Source organism: Gordonia sp. DT218 (assembly GCF_049847105.1).
Classification (GTDB): Bacteria; Actinomycetota; Actinomycetes; order Mycobacteriales; family Mycobacteriaceae; genus Gordonia.
Genome location: NZ_JBNCNS010000004.1, coordinates 399386 through 420031, shown reverse-complemented (window position 1 = coordinate 420031; position 20646 = coordinate 399386). Strand labels below are relative to the sequence as shown.

Sequence of the window (20646 nt, the reverse complement as noted above, 5' to 3'; positions counted from 1 at the left end):
GCTACCGTCCGCGTAGATCGATTTTTTTCGGCCGATGCCGGTCCGATTGTGGATCGGAGGCAAATCTACGGTCTGGGGGAAAGCTGACCTCGCTTTGCGGTCCGGAATCTGCTAGGCGCGGCCCGGCAAGTGGCGAGGTGGCTCTCAGCCGTAGGTGTCCCGCGGACCACGACCGGAGATGTGCCGGGGACCCTTGCGCCACGACGGCGCCTTCGGTCCGGTGATCCGGAGGCTGGTCACCATGCCGTCGCCGACGGCGGCGGCGATCTTCGCGAGAATGGTCGACTGCATGTACCGCAGCTGGGTTGCCCACGCCGTCGACTCCGCCTGGATGTGTAAGACGTTGTCGCTCAACGTTGTCGGTTGTGCATGAGCGGCGATGTCGGTGCCGACGATCTGCTCCCACATCCCGAACAGGGTGCCCTGACCGATATGCGGCTGCCAGCCGCGGTCCTTGGCGATATTGCCGGCGAGCCGTCCAAGCGGCTGCGGATCGCGTCCGTCGGGACCGGATCCGGACCATCTCCGTCGCCTGCCCGCGTTCCGGCGCACACCCGTGATGGGCGAGGAACGTCCCTGACCGACCGACTTACCCGCAGCCCGCGCGGCTGCGCGGGCCTCCTCGAGCGCCTGTCGGGCCAGTTCGTAACCCGATGACGGCGTGCCCGCGCCATCCGGCCGATCGGGCACCGCCGAGTCGTCGCTCATGTGTCGCCCTCCCCGATGTCGTCGCCGCTCACGACCGAGCTTCGGGAACCATTGTCCTCCGTCACGCCGACATTGACGCGCCGACCCGCGATCGCCGACGGGATGTCGTCGGGGACGGCAGCGGTGACCAGCAGCTGTTCGGCCGATTCGGTGAACGTCACCAGTTGCGCTCGACGCTGAGCGTCGAGCTCGGCGAACACGTCGTCGAGCATGATCACCGGTTCCACCCCGTCGGCCCGCACGAGCTCGACTGATCCGAGTCGCAGCGCCAGCGCCAGCGACCACGATTCGCCGTGGCTCGCGAACCCCTTCGCCACATCGTCGCCGAGCACGATGTCGATGTCGTCACGGTGCGGACCGACCAGACTGACCCCGCGGTCGATCTCCTTGGTGCGCAGCTCGCTGAGCCGGGCCAGCAGGATCGCACCGATCTCGTCGGCGGAGACCGGCCCGTCGTCGTGCGGGACCACGTCCGGGCCGGCGGCGGCGCGGTAAGCCAGGGTCGCCGGACGTGAATGCGGTGCGATCGCCGCATAGGACTCGGTGACATGGGGGGTCAGATCGCGGAGAACCTCGATCCGCGCCGCGGTGACCTGCCCGCCCAGGTCGGCGAGCTGACCGTCCCAGACGTCGAGAGTGCTGATCACCGAATCCGCGTCGGAACCGCCGCGCCGGAGTGCCGCGCCGGCGGTCTTGAGCAGCGCCGAACGCTGACGGAGAACCCGATCGTAGTCGGAACGTGTTGCTGCCCAACGTGGGCCGCGCTGTGCCACCAATTCGTCGATGAAGCGTCGTCGGTCCGACGGGTCTCCGCGGATCAACATCAGGTCTTCCGGTGCGAACATCACCGCACGCAGGATCCCGAGGATGTCGCGGGACCGACGGGATGGGCTGCCGTTGACGGTAGCCTTGTTGGCCCCGTCCGCCTTGATCTGCAACTGAACGGTGAGTTCGCGGCCGGCGTTCTCCACCGTCGCCGTGACCAGTGCGGCATCGGCGCCACTGTGGACCAGCGGCGCGTCGGAACTCACCCGGTGCGACCTCAGATGTGCCAGATAGAAGACGGCCTCGAGCAGGTTGGTCTTCCCGAATCCGTTGCGCCCCACGAAGATGGTGGGTTCAGGGCGTAGGGTCAGGTCGATCTCGCGCCAGGATCGGAAGTCACGCAGACGCAGGTCGCGAACGAACACGTCAATCCGCGGCAGGCGTACCGGTTTCGCCGACCGAACGCCCCTGCTTGTCGGTCACCGAATGTCCGCCGAACTGGTTACGCAGCGCGGACACCGCCTTCAGCGCCGGCGATCCCTGATCCTGGCGGGACGCGAATCGCGCGAACAACGCCGCCGAGATGACGTTGGCCGGCACCGAATGCCGGATGGCCTCCTCGACGGTCCACCGTCCCTCGCCGGAATCCGTGGTGTAGTCGGAGATCTCGGAGAATCCAGGATCCTCCTGCAGCGCCCGCACCAGCAGTTCCAGCAGCCAGGACCGGACCACCGTCCCCTTGGTCCAGGCCCGGAGGGTGCCCTCGACGTCGGTGATCAGCGGCTCGGCGCACAGCAGTTCGTAACCCTCGCCGTAGGCGTGCATCAGCCCGTACTCGACACCGTTGTGGACCATCTTGGCGTAATGCCCGGCGCCGACCGGGCCGGCATGGGCGAAACCGTCGGCACGGTCCCCCTGTGGCCGCAATGCGTCGAAGATCGGCATGGCCCGCGCGACGTCGTCGTCGGATCCGCCGACCATCAGTCCGTAGCCGTTCTCCAGGCCCCAGACACCGCCGGACACACCGCAGTCGATGTACCCGATTCCCTTGGCTCCCAAGGCCTGTGCATTCGGCAGGTCATCGGTGTACTTGGAGTTTCCACCGTCGATGACCAGGTCACCGACCTCTAGCAGATCCGCGAGTCCAGCCACCGTGGTCCGCGTCGGATCTCCGGACGGCACCATCACCCAGATCACCCGCGGCGCCTCGAGAGCACCGACCATGTCGGCGAGGGAGGCGACGTCGGAGACCTCCGGTCGTGGGTCGTACCCCACGACGTGATGTCCCGCCTCCTGGATTCGGGTGCGCATGTTGGCACCCATCTTCCCGAGACCGACCAGTCCGAGTTGCATCGACGACCCTCCGCTCGGTGACGCTTGGAAAATGGACGGATCCGCGGGTCAGCCGGGGAGACGGACCGGCATCAGCAGGTAAGTGAAGACGCTGTCCGGCGCGACGTACGCGCCCGACTCGTCGGCCACCGGCTCCTCGCCGGTCGACGGACGCAGCACCGCGGGTCGGCTCGGCGTGGTGAATCCGAAATCCACCGACGCGACGCCGATGGCGGACAGCCCGTCCTGCAGGTACCCGGGGTTGAAGGCGATCGTGAGGGGCTCGCCGTGGAACTGCACGGCGAGTTCCTCCTCCGCCTTGCCTGCCTCGTCGCCACCTGCGGTGAGCAGCAAGGTGCCCTCACTGAACTCCATCCGCACCTGTGCCCCGCGCTCGGCAACGAGCGCGACACGCTTGATCGCCTCGATCAGGGGGGCGCTCTCGATGGTCGCGATGGCGGTGTGGCTGGCCGGGAGCAACTGACGGAACTTCGGGAACTCGGCGTCGAGCAAGCGGGTGGTGGTGCGCTTGGTCTCACCCAGGATGCCGAGGATCCCCTCGCCGCCGATGCCGGATCCGGTGCCGAATGCCAACGAGATCTGTCCCGTGGACTCGGATCCCGCGGTACGGGCGCTCTCGGAAAGTGTCTTGGCCGGTACCAGCACGGCGCCGGAGGTGTCCGGAGCAGTCGGATCCCACTCCAATTCGCGGACCGCGAGGCGGAACCGGTCGGTGGCGGCGAGGACGACGCGGTTGCCCTCGATCTCGACGCGGACACCGGTCAGCATCGGCAGCGTGTCGTCGCGGCCGGCGGCGACGGCGACCTGGCCGATCGCCTCGGCGAAGATCTGCGCGGGGATGGTCCCGGTGACCGACGGCGGGGTCGGCAGCTCCGGGTAATCCTCCACGGGCATCGTCGGCAGGGAGAACTTGGCGCTGCCGCAGGCGATGGCGACGCGCGTGCCGTCGAGGCTCACGTCGACGGGCTTGTTGGGCAGCGCCTTGGTGATGTCGGCGAGCAACCGCCCGGAGACGAGAACCTTGCCGGGCTCGGCGACCTCGGCCGCGACGGTCTCCTGGGCGGACACCTCGTAGTCGAAGCCCGAGACTTCCAAGCCGTCGCCATTAGGCCCGCTCGCTGCGTTCTCGGCGCCCGGGTCCCCGACGGTCAGGACGACGCATCCGAGCACCGGAACCGGTGGACGCGCCGGCAGGCTGCGGGCCACCCAGGCAACGGAATCTGCGAACTCGTCACGCGCGACACGGAACTTCATGCTGGGTGGTTGCCCTTCTTCGTCTGCTGACTCTCGTCACGTCCACCCGAATCCGCCGAGCACCGATCCGGATCGACCCGGGGCGAGTGCTTTGAGCGGTTCGCATGGGGATTCCCGCCGGAGTACCGCTCGCTCATGCGAATGGGATTCCGGGTTGGGATTCCACTGTAGAACGAGGGTGCCAGACGGGGGGGTGTTGGGGGGAACTGAACGCGGTGATGTCGCGGCGGTGATCGTGTTCCGACGCTCACTGTGCACAGTCCCTTCTTTTATAAGAGATTCTCTAGAGAAGGATCCATGACAGTAATAGGGCCTGTGGATCTGTGTACGGATGCTGGTTGTGGCTGGTCAGCGCGGACGGGTGGTTGTGGACGTGCGGTGGATATCTGTCGAGCCGATCGCTCGGTCATGTGGAATCCCACGATTGTTCAACCTCTCTCCACGCTCGGTGCACAAGTGGGCGCCGGTTATCCCGAGGGTTGTCCACAACGGCTGATGACAAGAATCGGTCACTGGATCCGCTCGGATCCAAGGGATCCGGGCATGACAAACCCTGTGGTTCGAGTCGAGAGTTGTCGGCGGAGTGGCTCAGACGGCGCGTTGCTTGATGCGCGCGGTGAGCTCCTGGACGTGGTCGTAGACCTTGCGTCGCTCGGCCATCTCCTTGCGGATCTTGCGCTCGGCGTACATGACCGTGGTGTGGTCGCGATCGAACGTCTCGCCGATCTTCGGGAGTGAGAGGTCGGTCAGTTCGCGGCAGAGGTACATGGAGATCTGCCGCGCCTGTGCGATCGATCTGGTCTTGCCGGGTCCGCGGAGCTCCTCGACGGAGATGTCGAAGTACTCGGCGGTGATCGCCAGAATGCTGGCTGCACTGACCTCGAGGGTCCCGGAGTTGGGCAGCAGCGCCTGCAGGACCACCTCGGCGAGCGACTTGTCGAGGTCGGCGTTGTTGAGGGAGGCGAAGGCGGTGACCCGGATGAGGGCGCCCTCGAGCTCGCGGATGTTGCGTTCGATCTTCGACGCGATGAGTTCGAGCACGTCGTCGGGCACGGCGATGTTGTCCATCTGCGCCTTCTTGCGCAGGATCGCGATCCGCGTCTCCAGGTCGGGCGGCTGAACATCGGTGATCAGACCCCACTCGAAACGAGTTCGGAGTCGGTCCTCCAGTGTCGCAAGCTGTTTCGGTGGACGATCGGACGAGACGACGATCTGCTTGCTGGCGTTGTGCAGCGTGTTGAAGGTGTGGAAGAACTCTTCCTGGATACCTTCTTTGCCGATCAGGAACTGGATGTCGTCGACGAGCAGGACGTCGACGTCGCGGTACCGGCGTTTGAACGCGACCCGCCGGTCGTCACGCAGGGAGTTGATGAAGTCGTTGGTGAACTCCTCGGTGGAGACGTACTTCACCCGCATCCCGGGAAACAGCCGTTGCGCGTAGTGGCCGGCCGCGTGCAGGAGGTGGGTCTTGCCGAGGCCGGACTCGCCCCAGATGAAGAGGGGGTTGTAGGCGCGGGCGGGTGCCTCGGCGACGGCGACGGCTGACGCGTGGGCGAATCGGTTCGATGCTCCGATGACGAAGGTGTCGAAGGTGTACTTCGGACTGAGGTTGGCACTCGACGGCGACTGCCCGGCAGTCGGCCGCTCGGCGAAGTAGGTCGACCAGTCGGCGGGCTCCGAGGTGGAAGCACGTTCGGGTCGTCCGTCGAAGCCGCTCTGGGCGGGCGCGGGCGGTGCGACGGTGGCGACCGCGGGATCGGATCGCTCGGTCATCGGTGCCACGGGTTCGGGGAGCGGCTCCTCGACGACCGGAGTGGATATGCGGACGCCGAGATCGACCGGCTGGCCGAGGTGCCGGCTCAGCGCCGATCGGATGGTGTCGCGGAGGTTGCGCTCGATCTGTTCCTGGACCAACGGGGTCGGCACGGTGAGCAGTGCGAACCCCTCGGCGAGGGTGAGCGGCTGGACGAGCGAGAGCCAGGCCTTCTGCTGGCGGGTCAACGGTTCGTGGTCGTGGGCGGCGGCATCGTTGTTGAGCTCGGCCACCACGCTCTGCCAGACCTCGCCGAACGTATCGCGATCACTCATCACGGTGCATCACTCAACGGGGCGTCAATCAACGGTGCATCACTCATAAGTAGCCAGGCCCTCCTGCCGGAACAACGACCAGCGTCGGTCATGAGGATGTCACCATGCCGCACCCTGCCACGAGTTGTCCACATGGTTGTCCACAGCTGTGTACAGATCTGGGGGTACGTTGAGCGCTCTGGCGGCCGGAAGGGTCCACTGAATCGTTCTCTTCGTTGACTCTGCGCCCGAAGTTAACAGAGTGCAGTCCCGCCGACAAAGTGAATCGGTGGATTAGGTCACCGCGATTGTGCATCCGGATGGTGGTCCACCCGGGGTGACCTGTGTGCGACGTCACGTGGGGCGGTGTTTGCCTTGTGCTCGTTTGATTTGCTCGGTCGTACTCAGTAGTCTCGACTGGTCATCCAGGTTGCGTATTTGCGCGGTGGCCTGTGGTCATGTGGTGCTCGTTCCCGAGAGAGTTCGGGTGCGGTCGGCGCAGCCACGGACGCCCAACCGACAACAGTTCGGCACCGCACCGGGATCAGAAGACCACCAAGAAGGATGTGGTTCGCGCGTGCAGTCGGCGCGGCGCCACGCAGGAGCACAAGGAGTCACCCATGGCCAAGGGAAAGCGGACTTTCCAGCCCAACAATCGTCGTCGCTCGCGCGTGCACGGTTTCCGGTTGCGGATGCGCACCCGCGCCGGCCGCGCCATCGTCAACGGTCGCCGCAGCAAGGGCCGCGCAAAGCTCACCGCCTGATTCGACAGCGACAACACCGGCGGTGTCCTCGACATCGCCGGTCGCTGGTATCGATGGTGGCTGCTGCGCATCGGATCTCTCGGGGATCCGACTTCGATCGCACGCTGAAGACCGGTGTGCGGGTGACTACGCGTGACCTCGTCATCCATGTTCTTCCGCTTACGGGGTCGGCAACCGGCCCCGACGGTCCGCGCGGTCCCGATATCGCCACGGTCGGTGGACCGTGGCTGGGGCTGATCGTGAGCAAGACCGTCGGCAATGCGGTCATCCGGCATCGCGTGGCACGACGGCTCCGTGCAGCCTTTCATCTGTGCCGTGCTGATTTCCGGATTCCCGAGACCATGATGGTCATCCGGGCCCGCAGGTCGACCGCGGAACTCAGCAGCATCGAACTCTCGGAACAAATCGGCGACGCGCTGTCGCGACGTCGAGTCCGGGAAACCTTCGACCCTTCCGACCGTCAGGCATTGCGATGACCGATTCCGAGAACGGGGCCGAACGGAGAACACCCACGCGGTGGTTCTACCTTCTGCCGCGGCGGATCATCGTCTTCCTGATCGAGCTGTACCGCACCTGGGTCTCCCCACTGCGGCTTCCCACGTGCCGCTTCGAGCCGACGTGCTCGGCCTATGCCGTCGAGGCCCTCACCCGCCATGGATTCGTCTATGGCGGGTGGTTGTCGATCGTGCGGCTGCTCAAGTGCGGCCCGTGGCACAAACCCGGCTACGACCCGGTACCCGACCGTGGGTTCCGGGAACTGTTCAGAGCCACCGAAAACACACCGTCAGAGGTTAGGGGTAACTGACCCGTGCTCAACTTCATCTACTATCCGGTCTCCTGGATCATGTGGGTCTGGCATTGGCTGTTCGCCGAGATCACGCCGGATACGCCGGGAGGCAACGGTGTGGCCTGGGCGCTGTCGGTGGTGTTCCTCGTGTTCACCCTGCGCGCCATTCTGTACAAGCCCTTCGTGAAGCAGATCCGCACCACGAAGAAGATGCAGGAGATCAATCCTCAGCTCCAGGCGATCCGCAAGAAGTACGCCAAGGATCGCGTGAAGATGACCGAGGAGATGCAGAAGCTGCAGAAGGAGCACGGGTTCAATCCCCTGCTCGGCTGCCTCCCGATGCTGCTGCAGGTCCCGGTGTTCATCGGCCTGTTCCACGTGCTGCGTTCGTTCAACCGCACGGCAACCGGGATGGGCCAGCTCGGCATGTCGCCGGAGCAGACCCGTCTGGTGGGTAACTACGCCTTCAGCCCGGAACTGGTCCAGAACTTCCTGGACGCCCGGCTGTTCGGTGTCCCGTTGTCGGCATTCATCACCGAACCGGTCGAGCAGTTCCAGGCATTCGTTCAGCCCGGTGCCCCCATCGACTTCACCCGCGGACAGATCGTGGTCGTGGTGATCCCGATGATGATCGTCGCCTCGATCGCGACGCACATGAACTCGCGAGCCTCGGTGGCTCGTCAGCCCGAGGCTGCGCTCGAGAATCCGCAGACCCGCATGATGAACATGCTCGCGCTGTACGTCTTCCCGCTGGGCATCCTCGTGACCGGTCCGTTCTTCCCGGTGGCCATCCTCCTGTACTGGATGAGTAACAACATCTGGACCTACGGCCAGCAGCACATCGTCTTCGGTCGCATCGCGAAGGAAGAAGAGGCCGCGAAACTCGAGAAGCAGGAGAAGCAGAAAGCGAACGCGCCCAAGCCGGGTGCGCGCCCCGATCCCGGTCGAAAACTCACCAAGGGTGAGGCGGACGGAGACGGCGACGAGCCGGAATCGGCTGCTGCTGCGGTTGCGACATCGGCCGGACCGCTGAGCGGTCTGCAGCGGTGGCTCCGTCCGGATCGCCGTGCGAAGGCTGCTCCGGCGTCGTCGACGACCGTTGATGCGGTCGAGGCCGACGATGCCGAGACGTCCGACCCGGACGCGAGCGCGCCGTCAGATGAATCGGCATCGAGTGGCAACGGTAGCGGCGCGACGACGAAGAACGCGAAGACGGGCCCGAGTGGCGAGGCCGGTGGACAGAAGGCCCCGGCCGGTCAGAAGTCGGGTACCGCTCACGTCGCGGGCAAGAACCGTAAGGGCAATGCGAAACGTAAGAAGGGCGGCCGTCCGGGCGGACGCCGCTGATCGAGGGCGGCCACTCCCCTCCCCCCTTCGTGGGTGGCACCAGAGACGTTGATCAGAAGCAGAGTTAGGTGGAATTGAGATGACAGCAGAGACCGCTGCACAGGACGAGCAGGAGACCCGCGACGACGCCGCGCAGTCGGCTGGTGAGGTCACCGACAGCGCTGTGGTCGAGACATCAGATGCCGAGTCCGCTGGGGCCGAGACCGCTGCTGCGGGAGAAGCTCCGGCCACCGACGCCGAGAAGGCCGCGTCCGATGATGTGGACGACTCGGATGACGAGTCTGATGATGACGAGTCTGATGATGACGACTCGGATGATGACGACTCGGATGATGATGAGCGTGACGATGAAGAGCGTCTCGTCGAAGAGGGCGAGATCGCCGGCGATTACCTCGAGCAACTCCTCGACGTCCTCGACTTCGACGGAGATATCGATCTCGACGTCGACGGTGACCGCGCGATCGTGAGCATCGACGGTGGCGATGATCTGACGAAGCTCGTGGGCCGTAAGGGTGAGGTGCTCGACGCGCTTCAGGAGCTGACGCGTCTGGCTGTGCAGCAGGCGACAGGCGATCGGAGTCGGCTGATGCTCGACATCGCGCGGTGGCGTGCGGATCGTCGCGACCGGCTGGCCCGGATCGGTAGCGAGGTGGCGGAACGTGTTCGCGAGTCGGGTGTCCGCGAGGAGTTGGACCCGATGACGCCGTTCGAGCGCAAGATCGTGCACGATGCTGTGGCGGCTGTCGACGGCGTGATGAGCGAGAGCGAGGGCGCCGAACCCAAGCGCCGTGTGGTGGTACTGCGATCCAGCTAGTGTTGTGAACGCACCCGACGAAGTCCCGGTTACGGCCGGGACTTTGTTGTATCCGGGATCAGTAATCACACTGATGTAGTTCACGGGTGGCAGCCACTCTGCTGTTTCACGTGAAACGCGTGGAGTAAGCAAAGCATCGTCGTTGGTTTCACGTGAAACAGAGCGGGCCCAAGCATTGCCGATGAAAGGATGTTTCACGTGGAACCAACCGAGACGGACGATAGGCGGCCCGCTCCCCCAGAGGCCGTCACCGTGTTCGGTGACCGTCTGGAGATCGCCGAGCGGTACCACGAAGCACTTGCGGGTGATGGTGTGGTTCTCGGGCTTATCGGACCGCGGGAGGTGCCGCGCCTCTGGGATCGGCACATCCTCAACTGTGCAGTCATCGGCGACGTGATCGACGACGGCGAGTCGATCGTCGACATCGGGAGCGGCGCAGGGCTGCCGGGAATCCCCCTGGCCATCGCGCGCCCGGATCTGTCTGTGACGCTCGTGGAGCCTCTCCTGCGACGGAGTGACTTCCTGCGCCGCATCGTTACGGAGTTGGAGCTCGACGTGACGGTGGTTCGCGGGCGTGCCGAGGAGAAGGCGATCCGTGTGGAGGTGGGTGACGCTGATGTGGTCACCTCGCGTGCGGTGGCGCCACTCGAGCGCTTGGCGAAGTGGTCCGGTCCTCTGGTTCGGGAGGACGGCAGAATGGTGGCCATCAAGGGTGCGTCTGCCCGCGAGGAGATCGACCGCGACCGCGATCTTGTCGGTCGGTCCGGGATCACCAACCTCCGGGTGGACGAGTGCGGAAAAGGCGTCCTGGACGTCCCGACCACCGTGGTGATCGGGACGAAACGGCGTATCGGCGGGGGTTCTGGCAAGCGTTCGCGAACACGCAACAAGAAGAGGTGACCGGATTGGTGTGGAGTCCACGGAGGGCGCAGAATAGACGGCAGACCGGTGATCGGTCGGCGGCATCGGAAGCCGCTGATCATCGAGATGCCCACGCGGGGCAGGTTGCCGAAGGTTACGAAGTCGGGCGAAGGAGTCCAAGCGTGGTCGATCAGGACCCGAGTGTTTCACGTGAAACCACTATCGGTGGCGGCTCCCCTACCCCCCCGACCCCAGCTCCCCCGACCCCAGCTCCCCCAACCCCAGCCCCCCCGACATCACGACCTGAATTCCACGACACCCCGATAGCCGCTGCGGCCGCGCGCGCGAGTCAGGTCCTCACGCCCGGTGGTTCCGGCCAACTCCCCCGCCCGCCGAAGACTCGGATCCTCACGATCGCCAATCAGAAAGGCGGCGTCGGCAAGACCACCACCGCGGTGAATCTGGCTGCGGGCCTGGCCCTGCATGGACTCGGTGTCCTCGTCGTCGATCTCGATCCCCAGGGCAACGCGAGTACGGCACTCGGCATCGATCATCGCGCTCCGGACATCGCATCGGTCTATGAACTGTTGCTGGGTGAGGTCACGCTCGCCGAAGCGACCCAGAAGAGCCCCAACAACGATCGGCTCCTGTGCGTGCCTGCCACGCTCGACTTGGCCGGCGCCGAGATCGAACTGGTCTCGTTGGTCGCTCGGGAGAACCGACTTCGCAACGCATTGAACGAGGACACGCTACGAGACCTCGACGTCGACTACGTGCTCATCGACTGCCCGCCGTCCCTCGGCCTGCTGACGGTCAATGCAATGGTGGCGGCCAAAGAGGTTCTGATCCCGATCCAGTGTGAGTACTACGCGCTTGAGGGGGTCGGCCAACTGCTCCGCAACATCGAGTTGGTCCAGGCACATCTCAATCCGGCGCTGCATGTCTCGACCGTGGTGCTCACCATGTACGACGGCAGGACCAAGCTCGCCGATCAGGTCGCGGACGAGGTGCGCAATCACTTCGGTGACAAGGTGCTGAAGGCGATCATCCCGCGGAGCGTGAAGGTCTCTGAGGCCCCGGGCTTCGGCATGACCATCATCGAATATGACCCGGGTTCACGTGGATCGATGAGTTATCTCGACGCGTGCAGAGAGCTGGCGCTGCGGGGTGCAGCGCAATGATGAGCGCTGTCACCTCGGCGAACGCACTCTGTTTGGCTAGTTCCCGGCATTCGGATCACAGTCGGTCGGTACGGATAGGATTCGAAGGCGTAGTGCGACGGCATTCGCCGATGCTCCCGGTTCACCCAGCGAGAGGACAGCAGTGAGTCAGCGAGATACTGCACAGCGTCGAGGCGGACTCGGGCGTGGTCTGGCCGCGCTGATCCCCACTGGCCCGCCCGACGGCGATGAGCCGAGCGGGCCTCGCCTCGGTTCGGCCGCGGCGGATGTGGTGATCGGAAGGACCACTCCAGGCGTTGGATCTGATCGGCCGGGCCAGGAATCCCCCGGCGTCGCGTCGAAGAGCGTCGCGTCGACGAGCGATGCACCGGATGGCGAGACCTCAGATGGCGCCGCATCGGAGACCAACGACATGGGCGCGGTCTACCGTGAGATTCCGCCGGCGCAGATCCAGCCGAACCCGCAGCAGCCACGCACGGTGTTCGACGAGGAAGCGCTGGCGGAGCTCGTGCACTCCATCAAGGAGTTCGGGCTGATGCAGCCCATCGTGGTGCGGCGCCTGTCGGCGCCAACCGACGATGGGGTTCTCTACCAGCTGGTGATGGGTGAGCGTCGCTGGCGTGCCGGTCAAGAAGCCGGTCTCGAAGCGTTGCCGGCGATCGTGCGTGAGACGGCTGATGCGGATATGTTGCGCGATGCGCTGCTGGAGAACATCCACCGCGCCCAGCTGAATCCCCTGGAAGAGGCCGCCGCCTACCAGCAGTTGCTCGACGAGTTCGGCGTCACCCACGAGGAACTGGCGAATCGCCTCGGACGATCGCGACCGTTGATCACGAACATGATCCGCTTGCTCAAGCTGCCCGTACCGGTCCAGCGACGGGTTGCGGCGGGGGTGCTGTCCGCCGGTCACGCGCGGGCGCTGCTGTCCCTCGAGACCGGGAGCGACGCCCAGGAGGCGCTGGCTGCCCGGATCGTCGCAGAGGGCATGTCGGTCCGCGCCACCGAGGAGGCGGTGACCCTCTCGAATCGTGGCGACGGGGATCCGTCGGCGCCGTCCTCCCCTGCCAAGCGCAAACCGATGCAGATGCCGGGTCTGCAGGACGTGGCCGAGCGACTGTCGGACCGACTGGACACGAGGGTTACAGTCAGTCTCGGGAAGCGAAAAGGCAAAATCGTGGTGGAGTTCGGCTCGGTCGAAGACCTCGAACGCATCGTCGGAGTCGTCGACCCTCGTGGGGTCTCGTGACCGTGTGAAAATGCCTTACGCGGGTACCCGGGTGATACGTCACAGTGACAATTGATCAGCGAGGACGACGGTGAAAGTACGAAATCTCTTGCCGCACTACACTTTCGAACTTTCACACGTGGGCGAGGCGGAGATGTCGGAATGAATCTCGCGGTCACCCGTCTCGATCTCGAATCTTTTGAGTCGTTGCCGATGCACACCCGCCGCTGCGTGTTCTGGGAGGTGAATCCATCGTCGTCGCGGGCCACCGAGAACGAGATCTTCGGCAAGTTCGGGTCATCATTCGAGAGTGAGTTCGACAAGGAAGCGTGGATCTCCGGCGTGCTCCTGGAGTGGGGCACCTGCGGTCAGGTGGCGATTGACGGACAGACGGGTCATTACGTGGGCACCGCGTTCTACGCGCCACCCGGACGTGTCCCGCGGTCGGGCCACTTCCCCACTTCTCCGGTGAGCGCCGACGCGGTGCTCCTGACTTCCATTCGTACCGAACCCGGATTCGAAGAAGCGGCTCCCATTCTTCTCGACAGCGTCGTGACCAATCTGGTCCGTCGTGGTGTGCGGGCTGTGGAGGCATTCGGCATCGTTCGCACGCCGGCGGAATTCGCTGACACCTCCGGGCTGAGCCAGCCTCCATCCGAACACGACGAGGTGGCGGAGCTCGGTGCTCTGGAATCCATATCGAGTGAGATGCAGGTCTGGGCGGATGAGACGATCGTGGAGATCACCCGCGCGATGCACGACAGTCCGCAGGCGAACCTCTGCACGGAATGCATCATCGATGCGGACTTCCTGAAGGACTCCGGATTCGATCTGGTGGCATCGCATCCGCGGTTTCCGCGCTTCCGCCTCGAACTCGACGAAGGGTTGGGCTGGAAACACGAGGTGGAGCACGCCCTCGAGAAGCTGGTGGTGATGGCCGCGATGGATCTTGCCGGGCGCGAGGAGCGGCCGGCATCGGTGCCGGTCGGCCATCGACAGCGCTGACGTCGACAGCGCTGACGTCGGCCGTCGGGGTCAGCCGGACGTCGACAGGTGGTGAGGGCCAGCTGGCGAGGGTCAGCTGGAAAGGCGCTCCGCCGCAAGAAGTTCCGCGAAAGTGTAGGTACCTGTCGGGCGATCGTTCTCGCCGAGGAGATACAGCCGTTTCACGGCCACGAGGATGGCTTCGGCAATGACGTCGCGGGCCTTGGGGTCGTTGAGGAGCTCCGCGTCGTTCTGGTTCGTGATGTAGCCGATGTCGATCAGCGCCACCGGCATCCTGGTGAGCCGCAGCACATCCCAGGTCCGCTCGTGCGTCCGGCAGTCGGTGAGGCTGGTGCGCGCGGCGATTTCGCGTTGGATGAAGCCCGCGAGGTTGCGGCCGATGGTCGAGAACGACCCGTGTGAGTTGCCGAAGTGGAACGACGCCACACCATGTGCGCGGTCGTTGGGGTAATGACCGCAGCGCAGCGAGATCATCAGATCGGCGTCGACGAGGTTGGCGACCCGGGCGCGCTCATCGTCGCCGGGACGGCCTCGCCCGTCGTGGGAGAGGAAGGTCTCCATTCCGGCCGCGGCCATGCGCCCCTCCAGCCGGGAACCGAGATCCCACAGCACCGCAGACTCGAGTTCGGCGGTGACGCCGGACGAGAGATCATGCAGCCCACCGGAACCCGGGTCGATGAGGATTCGCTTGCCGGAGAGTTGCGGGCCGGATCGGCGGACCTGCTCCTCCTCGCGAATGGCGTGCGGCGACCCGCCGGTCACGCGGGTGCCGAGCCGCTCGAGCGAACGTAGCGTCGCCGGCCCGCAGATTCCGTCGGACGAGAGGCCGTACTCGCTTTGATACAGGCACACCGAGTTGTGGGTGGTCTCACCGAAGGTGCCATCCACCAGGCCGGTGTAATAGCCGAGATTCTGGAGGCGCCCCTGCAGAGTCGCGACGTCGTCGCCGACCATCGGTGCGGACAGACGGTAGAGCAGTACGCGGGTACCGAGCTGATACGAGGCCTCGCGCAGTGCGCGGTAGGTGGCCGGTCCGACGATGCCGTCGACGATCAGTCCGCGCTCCTGTTGGAACGCACGGACGGCACGATCACACGCGTCGTCGAAGATCGCCTCTGGAGGTGTCCAGCCACTGATTGTGCCGGACATGCTCTCAGGCGCGGGACTCGACGTCAGCAGTCTGAGTCCGACGAGGATATTCCGGATCTCGGCGACAGCCGAGCCATGATCCCCGAGTCGGAACAACGGCATCAGCAACTCCTCGTCCAGGCAGCGCGGTGGATGGGTATGGGTGTCAGCGTCCCCCAGATCGGTGCTCACCGCACACCGCCGCCAAACACCGAGCATTCTTTCAGGTCGCGACGGCACGACCAAATGATGGCGCCACCAGGGGCGCCATCATCGGGCTCCTGCGGCCCCGCACCTTCGTCCGGTGCCGGGGTAACCGCAGGTCAGTTGATCATGCAGGCGAGCCGACGACTCCGTCGAGCTCACGCAGGAGGGCAGCCTTGCCCTTGGCGCCGACGATCGTCTTGGTGGCCTTGCCATCTTCGAACAGGATCATGGTCGGAATCGACATGATCTGGAAATCGCGGGCGACCCCAGGGTTGGCGTCGACGTCGAGCTTCGCGACGGTCAGCTTGTCGCCGTGGTCGCGGGCGATCTCCTCGAGTACGGGTGCCACCATCTTGCACGGGCCGCACCAGGTCGCCCAGAAGTCGACGAGTACCGGCTTGTCGGCGCCGAGTACCTCGTCCTTGAAGGTCGCGTCGGTGACGGCGACGGTGTTTGCTCCCATGGTGTCCTCCTTATGGACGTCAGAAGTAGGTGTGACGGGTGGTGTGTCAGGCGGTCGCGGGCGCGTCGACGACCACGAACTCGCCCTCGAGTCCGGCGTCGATGTCGACGTCGCCCTGTTCGGCGAGCCAGCGCTCCGCGTCGATCGCCGCCGAACAGCCGCTGCCGGCCGCCGTGACGGCCTGGCGATAGGTGTGGTCGACGAGGTCGCCGCAGGCGAACACGCCCGGTAGCGATGTGTAGGTGGTCCGGCCGGCGACCTGCACGTACCCTTCCGGGTCCAGGTCGATCTGGCCGCGGACCAGTTCACTGCGCGGATCGTGCCCGATCGCGACGAACATGCCGGTGACGTCAACTGTGCTGGTCTCGCCGCTCGTGGTGTCGGTGAGCCCGAGCCCGGTGACGGAGTTGTCGCCGAGGACGGAGGTCACGGCCGAGTTGGTGACGAACCGGATCTTCTCGTTGGCCCGGGCGCGTTCGAGCATGATCTTGGACGCACGGAACTCGTCACGTCGATGAACGAGGGTGACGCTGCGCGCGAACTTGGTCAGGAACGTCGCCTCTTCCATCGCGGAGTCACCGCCGCCGATCACGGCGATGTCCTGATCCTTGAAGAAGAAACCGTCGCAGGTCGCACATGCGGATACACCGCGTCCCAGCAGGGTCTGCTCGTTCTCGACCCCGAGGTAGCGCGCCGCGGCACCCATGGCCAGGATGACCGCACGAGCGCGGAACACCTCGCCCCCGACCTCGACCTCCTTGACCGGTCCCTGGAGGCGCACGGTGTCCACATCTTCCATGCGCAGGTCGGCGCCGAAACGGATCGCCTGTTCCCGCATCTCGTCCATGAGCTGCGGGCCCTGGATGCCGCCCTGGAAACCGGGGAAGTTCTCCACCTCGGTGGTGGTCATCAGGGCGCCACCGAACTGCGTGCCCTCGAAAACGATCGGCGCGAGCTCGGCGCGAGCCGCGTAGATCGCGGCGGTGTAGCCGGCGGGGCCTGATCCGATGATGATCAGGTCGTGGATCTGCTGGCTGTCTGGCTGGGTCATCCGTCCTCCGTGCTCGACTGGCGCGTTGCGTTTCGAAGCCGCACCTGTTGTCTCGGCTGTCTCAACATCAGGGTAAGGGCAGATGTTCCCGGCGGCGGGAGGCATGCGTGGTCGATCACATGAGGTCGGGCCGGCGTGACTGTCCGGCGCGGCGTCAGCCGCCGATCACGGTCCGGCTGATGCGAGCGGGATTCCCGGTGGTGCAGTCGGGTGCCACGACCAAGACGTCGAAGCGGCCGGCGGTGCCGGTGGACAGCAGGATCACCACACTCTGGTGTCCGCGTACGGTGACCGCTCCGGTTCCGAGGACCACGGTATCGGCCGCGACCCCGTTGGCGCCGGTACAGCGGCGCAGCGCCTCCTGCGATCCGAACGGCGCGAAGTCCTTCTTCCCCAATACGGACAGCAACGCGGCATGATCACCGGGTTGGAGGTCGGTGGTCGTGTGCCCGGACGGCTCTGCCTGCATCGGTGGGTCGGATGCCGGTGACCGCAGCACTCCGACGGTGATTGCGAGGACCGCGACGATCGCGGCGGCGACCCCACCGGCCGCCAACCAACGGGCGGGCACCTTTCGCCGCCGGCGTTCCGCGATACCGACGACGGTGCCGCCGGTGGCGGAGGCCTCCGCGCCTATCTCGTCGAGTGTCTGTCGCGTCCTGGACGCCACCTCGGCAGGCACGGGAACCGATGGCACGGCCGCGCCGCGTAGTTGCGCGGTCGTGCGGTCGAGGGCGTCGAGAACCGCTCGGGCATCAGGGTCGTCAGTGATGCGCGATCTCATGTACTCGGCGACGTCAGGCGGGAGGACATCGGCGTGTAGGTCTGCGAGGAGATCGGTCGAGTAAGGCGGTTGCGGGTAGCGCGACGCCGTGCTGTCAGAGTCGTCTGCTGCTCCCGGCGGGATCATCGCTCCACTCTCCCACTTCTCTCCCCCGGACCTGATCCACCGTGGGTGGACCGAGCGCGGCGTCCGACTGGTATCTGGTCGTGCCTGTGATCGTGATCGTCAGGTTTAAGACGCACCGGTCCGCGGTCCGGTTCCATCGGATCCGGAAGCAGGTGGCAGCGGCGCGGGGTCGCCACCTCGGTACTGGCAACATGCTGTGACAGCGCGGTCCCCGCGCTCGTTGGCCAACCATCCGATCGTCGAGAGGCAGTACATCGTGAGCAAGCCACTGAGTGCTTTGCCACATCCGCCGGGTCGCATCCCCATCCTCGGAGACGTCCGATCAGCAGATCGGCGCCGGCCCACCCAGCACGAGGCGGAGTTGGCCCTCCGGCTCGGCCCCGTGTTCCAGCGTGAGTTGCTCGGGAACCGTCTGGTGGTGGTGGGTGGAGCAGATCTGGCGAATCAGACACTGGACGAGCGTTCCTGGGGTCGCGCACTCGTCGGACCGCTCGCTCAGTTGCGCGAACTCGCCGGAGCGGGCCTGTTCACGGCGCGGTCGAAGGACCCGCTGTGGGGGCAGGCGCGTCGAATCCTCACTCCGGGGTTCTCGCAGTCGGCGATGCGGATCTATCACGACGCGATGGCGAGCGTCGCCGACGACCTGGCCGCGAAATGGGCGATGTCGCCGGTGGTCGATGTGCACCAGGACATGACCTCGGCGACCCTGGAAGTCATCGGGCGGGCGGGGTTCTCGTGCCGCATGGGCCTGCTCGGCCATCGTGACGGTGCCGCGGAGGGAACCGAGCAGTTCTTGGCTTCCCTTGGGCGCGTGCTGGTCTGGGCCAGTGAATCGACCAACGACGTGCCGCTGGTGGGAACGGTTCGTGAGTTGCTCGGTGCGCGGGGCCGTAATGCAGACATCGCGGTCTGTCGGACTTTCGTCGAAGGGATCATCGAAACCCGTTTGCAGTCGGGCGATTACGGACATGCCGACCTCTTGGGCCTCATGCTCGAGGCCGAGGATCCCGATACGGGTGATCGACTGCCACTACAGAACGTCACCGACCAGGTGCTGACATTCCTGGCCGCAGGGCACGAGACGACCGCTGCGCTGATGGAAGTGGCGCTGTATCACCTGGCGGCCGAACCGGTTTCGGGCGACCGGATCGCCTCGACGGAGCTCGACCCGGCCCCGCTGACCTACGAGGGGGTCGTCAAGTCCCGACAGATCCGCGCCTACCTCAACGAATGTCTGCGATTGTGGCCGCCGGCCCCGGGCTTCTTCCGGGTCGCGCGCACCGACCAGGAGTTGGGTGGCTACCGTGTGCCGTCCGGGCGAGGGGTGTTCGTGCTCGCGCTGGCCGCGCAGCGCGACACCGGGGTGTGGGGCCCGGACGCCCACCAGTTCCGCGCGGATCGGTTTGTTGAGGAACGGATCACCGCCAGTTCACGAAAGTTCTTCTCCCCCTGGGGTACCGGCCCCCGATCGTGTATCGGACGCCAGTTCGCGATGCACGAGACGACTCTGTTGCTGGCATCGCTTCTGTCGAGATTCCGGTTCCGGCTGGAGAATTCCGACGAACTCGTCATGCGGGAGCGGGCCACGCTGAGGCCCGAACCCTTCACGGTCGTTGCAACCCCGCGAAAGATCTGAGCGATGACCTGGTACCTGATCGAGTGCCTCGACGTCGAGACGAGGTCGATTGTCTTTCGCGAGGGCGAGTTTCGCGATTGGGGGTCGGTCCGTGCGTTGACCAGATCGGACGGCATCGACATTGCCGCGCCGATCTCGGAGGTCATCAGGTCCCGGCGGTCGCTCGATCGGGTGATCGGGGGGCGACTGGGTGACCGTCGGGTGGTCCTGCGGCCGGTCCTCGGATACGAGGGTGAGGTGTATGGCGTCAAGACCTGGGTGGGCACCCCGAGCGAGCCGGTGTCGCCAGAGCGCGCGATCGCATCGGTCAACTGGGATCCCCAGACGCTGATCGCACGACACACGTTGGAGTCGTACATGATGTCGTCGCAGAGTCCGGACGGGTTCGGTGATACTCGCGACCCGGGCCAGTTCCTACGCAAGGTGGTGCAGTTCGACGCACTGAACGAATTGGCCGAACTGTGCACGAACAACGGCACGCGCACCACGTTCCAGGGCCCGCTCACCGTATTGCACGACGACAGTCACCTGATGACCTGGCGTGGTCTCGCGCGCAGCGGTGTCGGTCCCGACGCGGACGAGGTGCGGGGACTGTTCCACGACGTCACCGACACCGAACCGATCCGCGTCGATCCGCTCACCGCCCTCCGTCTCGTCGATCTCGACCGGGATGGTGATGTACGGCCGGCGGTCCTGGTCGCATTCCGGACCAATCCGGCAGATCCCGAGGATGTGGTGCCATTCCTCATCTACTGGCTCTCGGGCCGGCCGAGTTATGTCGCGAAATCCGCGGTGGACCACCATCCGGATCTGCCCGGCAATCTCATTCATCCCGACGACTGCGCGGAATTCCTGCGCGCTCGGGAGGCCTTGCAGAACGAACTCGACGACTACGAGGTGCCCACGCCGGTGCGATTGCTCGCGCCGGGCGGCGCGTGGGCGCAGGTGCGGTTCCGGCTCAGGCGTTACCCGGGCGCGGTGGGCAATCAGTTGCTCGTCGGTCGTTTCGCACCGGCCACCACCGACTGAGCGGTGGGATCGGTACCTCCTCGACTGCTAGCATCAGCGACACAAACGCGCGCCTCTCGAGGTGGAAGTTCCCGGAGCTCTGGATGTCCGA

At 65.5% G+C, this 20646-nt stretch carries 20 protein-coding genes; 11 read left to right on the top strand and 9 right to left on the bottom strand.

Annotated elements, in window-relative coordinates; genetic code table 11:
* Positions 1 to 144 precede the first annotated feature (144 nt).
* From ACPXCG_RS17265 to dnaA, 5 genes are all read right to left on the bottom strand, one after another.
* The gene (locus ACPXCG_RS17265) at positions 145 to 708 is read right to left on the bottom strand and encodes a DUF721 family protein (RefSeq protein ID WP_425793231.1); all 564 of its coding nucleotides are present in this window, start codon (positions 706 to 708) and stop codon (positions 145 to 147) included.
* Positions 705 to 1898: a DNA replication/repair protein RecF gene (recF, locus tag ACPXCG_RS17260; protein WP_425793230.1), complete on the bottom strand. Its 1194-nt coding sequence runs from the start codon at positions 1896 to 1898 to the stop codon at positions 705 to 707. Before recF ends, ACPXCG_RS17265 begins: the two co-directional genes overlap by 4 nt.
* A gap of 1 nt (position 1899) precedes the next feature.
* Positions 1900 to 2826: a phosphogluconate dehydrogenase (NAD(+)-dependent, decarboxylating) gene (gnd, locus tag ACPXCG_RS17255; RefSeq protein ID WP_425793229.1), complete on the bottom strand. Its 927-nt coding sequence runs from the start codon at positions 2824 to 2826 to the stop codon at positions 1900 to 1902.
* A gap of 48 nt (positions 2827 to 2874) precedes the next feature.
* Positions 2875 to 4080, bottom strand: a complete 1206-nt coding sequence (gene dnaN / locus ACPXCG_RS17250) for a DNA polymerase III subunit beta (protein WP_425793228.1) — start codon at positions 4078 to 4080, stop codon at positions 2875 to 2877.
* A gap of 588 nt (positions 4081 to 4668) precedes the next feature.
* Positions 4669 to 6168: a chromosomal replication initiator protein DnaA gene (gene dnaA / locus ACPXCG_RS17245; RefSeq protein ID WP_425793227.1), complete on the bottom strand. Its 1500-nt coding sequence runs from the start codon at positions 6166 to 6168 to the stop codon at positions 4669 to 4671.
* A gap of 599 nt (positions 6169 to 6767) precedes the next feature.
* Between dnaA and rpmH the strand changes: the two genes are divergently transcribed.
* The 9 genes from rpmH (at position 6768) to ACPXCG_RS17200 (ending at position 14131) form a co-directional block, all read left to right on the top strand.
* Positions 6768 to 6911: a 50S ribosomal protein L34 gene (gene rpmH, locus ACPXCG_RS17240; protein ID WP_124709456.1), complete on the top strand. Its 144-nt coding sequence runs from the start codon at positions 6768 to 6770 to the stop codon at positions 6909 to 6911.
* Positions 6912 to 6964: 53 nt separating this feature from the next.
* Positions 6965 to 7387: a ribonuclease P protein component gene (rnpA, locus tag ACPXCG_RS17235; RefSeq protein WP_425793225.1), complete on the top strand. Its 423-nt coding sequence runs from the start codon at positions 6965 to 6967 to the stop codon at positions 7385 to 7387.
* Positions 7384 to 7716 carry a membrane protein insertion efficiency factor YidD gene (gene yidD / locus ACPXCG_RS17230; protein ID WP_425793223.1) on the top strand — a complete coding sequence of 111 codons (333 nt, stop codon included), beginning with the start codon at positions 7384 to 7386 and terminating at the stop codon, positions 7714 to 7716. The genes rnpA and yidD overlap by 4 nt, the downstream gene beginning before the upstream one ends.
* A 3-nt stretch (positions 7717 to 7719) precedes the next feature.
* Positions 7720 to 9045, top strand: a complete 1326-nt coding sequence (gene yidC, locus ACPXCG_RS17225; protein WP_425793221.1) for a membrane protein insertase YidC — start codon at positions 7720 to 7722, stop codon at positions 9043 to 9045.
* Positions 9046 to 9124: 79 nt separating this feature from the next.
* Entirely contained in the window at positions 9125 to 9859 is a 735-nt protein-coding gene (locus tag ACPXCG_RS17220) for a protein jag (RefSeq protein WP_425793220.1), read from the top strand.
* Positions 9860 to 10048: 189 nt separating this feature from the next.
* Entirely contained in the window at positions 10049 to 10759 is a 711-nt protein-coding gene (gene rsmG / locus ACPXCG_RS17215; RefSeq protein WP_425793219.1) for a 16S rRNA (guanine(527)-N(7))-methyltransferase RsmG, read from the top strand.
* Positions 10760 to 10902: 143 nt separating this feature from the next.
* Positions 10903 to 11901, top strand: coding sequence for a ParA family protein (locus ACPXCG_RS17210; protein WP_425793218.1), 999 nt, complete (start codon positions 10903 to 10905; stop codon positions 11899 to 11901).
* A gap of 142 nt (positions 11902 to 12043) precedes the next feature.
* A complete protein-coding gene (locus ACPXCG_RS17205) occupies positions 12044 to 13147 on the top strand; it encodes a ParB/RepB/Spo0J family partition protein (RefSeq protein ID WP_425793217.1) in 1104 nt (367 codons plus the stop codon).
* Between the two features lie 141 nt (positions 13148 to 13288).
* Positions 13289 to 14131: a hypothetical protein gene (locus ACPXCG_RS17200; RefSeq protein ID WP_425793216.1), complete on the top strand. Its 843-nt coding sequence runs from the start codon at positions 13289 to 13291 to the stop codon at positions 14129 to 14131.
* A 72-nt stretch (positions 14132 to 14203) separates the two neighbouring features.
* Here ACPXCG_RS17200 and ACPXCG_RS17195 read toward each other — a convergent pair whose 3' ends face one another.
* The 4 genes from ACPXCG_RS17195 to ACPXCG_RS17180 all read right to left on the bottom strand — a co-directional run bounded on the left by ACPXCG_RS17195 (position 14204) and on the right by ACPXCG_RS17180 (position 17890).
* On the bottom strand, positions 14204 to 15382 hold the full coding sequence (locus ACPXCG_RS17195; RefSeq protein WP_425793483.1) for an N-acetylmuramoyl-L-alanine amidase: 1179 nt from the start codon (positions 15380 to 15382) through the stop codon (positions 14204 to 14206).
* Positions 15383 to 15590: 208 nt separating this feature from the next.
* The gene (gene trxA, locus ACPXCG_RS17190) at positions 15591 to 15929 is read right to left on the bottom strand and encodes a thioredoxin (RefSeq protein ID WP_425793214.1); all 339 of its coding nucleotides are present in this window, start codon (positions 15927 to 15929) and stop codon (positions 15591 to 15593) included.
* A 46-nt stretch (positions 15930 to 15975) separates the two neighbouring features.
* Positions 15976 to 16980, bottom strand: coding sequence for a thioredoxin-disulfide reductase (trxB, locus tag ACPXCG_RS17185; protein WP_425793212.1), 1005 nt, complete (start codon positions 16978 to 16980; stop codon positions 15976 to 15978).
* Positions 16981 to 17134: 154 nt separating this feature from the next.
* Positions 17135 to 17890: a hypothetical protein gene (locus ACPXCG_RS17180; protein ID WP_425793211.1), complete on the bottom strand. Its 756-nt coding sequence runs from the start codon at positions 17888 to 17890 to the stop codon at positions 17135 to 17137.
* 256 nt (positions 17891 to 18146) lie between these two features.
* Between ACPXCG_RS17180 and ACPXCG_RS17175 the strand changes: the two genes are divergently transcribed.
* Both ACPXCG_RS17175 and ACPXCG_RS17170 read left to right on the top strand, forming a co-directional pair.
* A complete protein-coding gene (locus ACPXCG_RS17175) occupies positions 18147 to 19526 on the top strand; it encodes a cytochrome P450 (RefSeq protein ID WP_425793210.1) in 1380 nt (459 codons plus the stop codon).
* Positions 19527 to 19529: 3 nt separating this feature from the next.
* Positions 19530 to 20555 carry a GAF domain-containing protein gene (locus tag ACPXCG_RS17170; RefSeq protein WP_425793209.1) on the top strand — a complete coding sequence of 342 codons (1026 nt, stop codon included), beginning with the start codon at positions 19530 to 19532 and terminating at the stop codon, positions 20553 to 20555.
* Positions 20556 to 20646: the final 91 nt, after the last annotated feature.